Annotated in this window: 1 protein-coding gene and 1 pseudogene; one reads left to right on the top strand and one right to left on the bottom strand. The window is 70.0% G+C overall.

Translation table 11 applies throughout. The features are described 5' to 3' along the window. Positions 1-581 (bottom strand): annotated as a pseudogene (locus C1I95_RS33720) (NuoI/complex I 23 kDa subunit family protein); the annotation flags it as partial. 161 nt (positions 582-742) lie between these two features. Between C1I95_RS33720 and C1I95_RS33715 the strand changes: the two are divergent. Beyond that, a partial coding sequence (locus tag C1I95_RS33715) for a glutathione S-transferase family protein (protein ID WP_111220140.1) occupies positions 743-1764 on the top strand: 1022 nt, incomplete at its 3' end.

Here is a 1764-nt window from a genome sequence, read left to right as displayed (position 1 = left end):
ACACGTGTCGCCCGGCCGGTTCGTAACCCCACCCCTCGTCGAACTGGAAGCAGGTTCTCGTGAGTCGGACCCGGCGTTCGTCCTTCCCGGCGGATCGACCGGGGGTGTCGCCGCCCGGTGCGGTCCGTGGCCATCCACTCACCCAGGTGGTCCTTGTCGTGCAGCAGGTCCTTGATGTCGTACTCGGCGTACTCGAACTCCGGGGACCAGTAGAGCGCGTCGAAGGGGCAGACCTCGATGCAGATGCCGCAGTACATGCAGAGCGAGAAATCGATGTCGAACCGGTCCAGCACGTTGCGCTGGCGAGGACGGGCGGCACCGGGCACCGCCACCTCCTCCTTGTGCGAGTCGATGTAGATGCACCAGTCCGGACACTCGCGGGAGCAGAGCATGCAGACCGTGCAGTTCTCCTCCAGCAGCGCGATCACCCCGCGCGAGCGGGGCGGCAGGTCGGGGGCGACGTCCGGGTACTGCCGGGTGGTGGAGCGCTTCGTCATCGTCTTGAGCGTGACCGCCAGCCCCTTGACCAGGCCGCTGCCGGGCACGCCGGCCGGCTCGCTTCGCTCGCTCATGCCGAACATCCTGCCCTGTGACCACGACGCGCGCGACCACCACCCGGGGCTAGGTGGAAGTACCGTCCCGTACGCTCGACCGCTCGCCCCGCCGCCGTCGCCCGGCCGACCGCCGAAAGATCAGCGATGATGGAGCCGAGGACGCATCGCGAAACGGCTGGGGGCGCGGCATGGGCGAAGGCGAAACGAGCACCGGCGGCAAGTACGTCGAGCCGGGCGGCGAGTTCAAGCGGGACCAGCGGTACATCACCACCCGGATCACCGCCGACGGGCGGGACGGCTACCCGGTCGAGCCCGGGCGGTACCGGCTGGCGGTCAGCCGGGCCTGCCCCTGGGCGAATCGGCTGATCATCGTACGCCGGCTGTTGGGCCTGGAGAACGCCATCTCGATGGCGGTCGCCGGGCCGACCCACGACGCCCGGAGCTGGACCTTCGACCTCGACCCGGGCGGGCGGGACCCGGTGCTCGGCATCGAGCGCCTGCAGGAGGCGTACTTCGCCCGCTACCACGACTACCCACGCGGGATCACCGTGCCGGCCATCGTCGACGTGACCACCGGGCAGGTGGTGACCAACGACTACGCCCAGATGAGCCTGGACCTGGCCACCGAGTGGACCGCGTACCACCGCACCGGCGCGCCCGAGCTGTACCCGGAGCGGCTGCGCGCCGAGATCGACAAGGTCAACGCGGTGGTCTTCACCGACGTCAACAACGGCGTGTACCGGTGCGGCTTCGCCGGCAGCCAGGAGGCGTACGAGCGGTCGTACCACCGGCTGTTCGACCGGCTCGACTGGCTCAGCGAGCGGCTCGCCGGGCAGCGCTACCTGGTCGGCGACACCATCACCGAGGCGGATGTACGGCTGTTCACCACGCTGGTCCGCTTCGATCCGGTCTACCACGGCCACTTCAAGTGCAACCGACAGAAGCTCGCCGAGATGCCGGTGCTGTGGGCGTACGCCCGGGACCTGTTCCAGACCCCCGGCTTCGGCGACACGATCGACTTCGACCACATCAAGCGGCACTACTACGAGGTGCACCGGGACATCAATCCCACCGGCGTGGTGCCGCTCGGCCCCGACCTGTCGAACTGGCTCACCCCGCACGGCCGCGAGGCCCTGGGCGGCCGGCCCTTCGGCGACGGCACTCCCCCGCCGGCGCCGGCCCCGGCCGAACGCGTCGACCCCGCCCACAC

This window comes from Micromonospora craterilacus, from assembly GCF_003236315.1.
Lineage (GTDB): Bacteria > Actinomycetota > Actinomycetes > Mycobacteriales > Micromonosporaceae > Micromonospora > Micromonospora craterilacus.
Note: the sequence above shows the minus strand (reverse complement) of the source record. Positions and strands in the feature narration are given on the sequence as shown.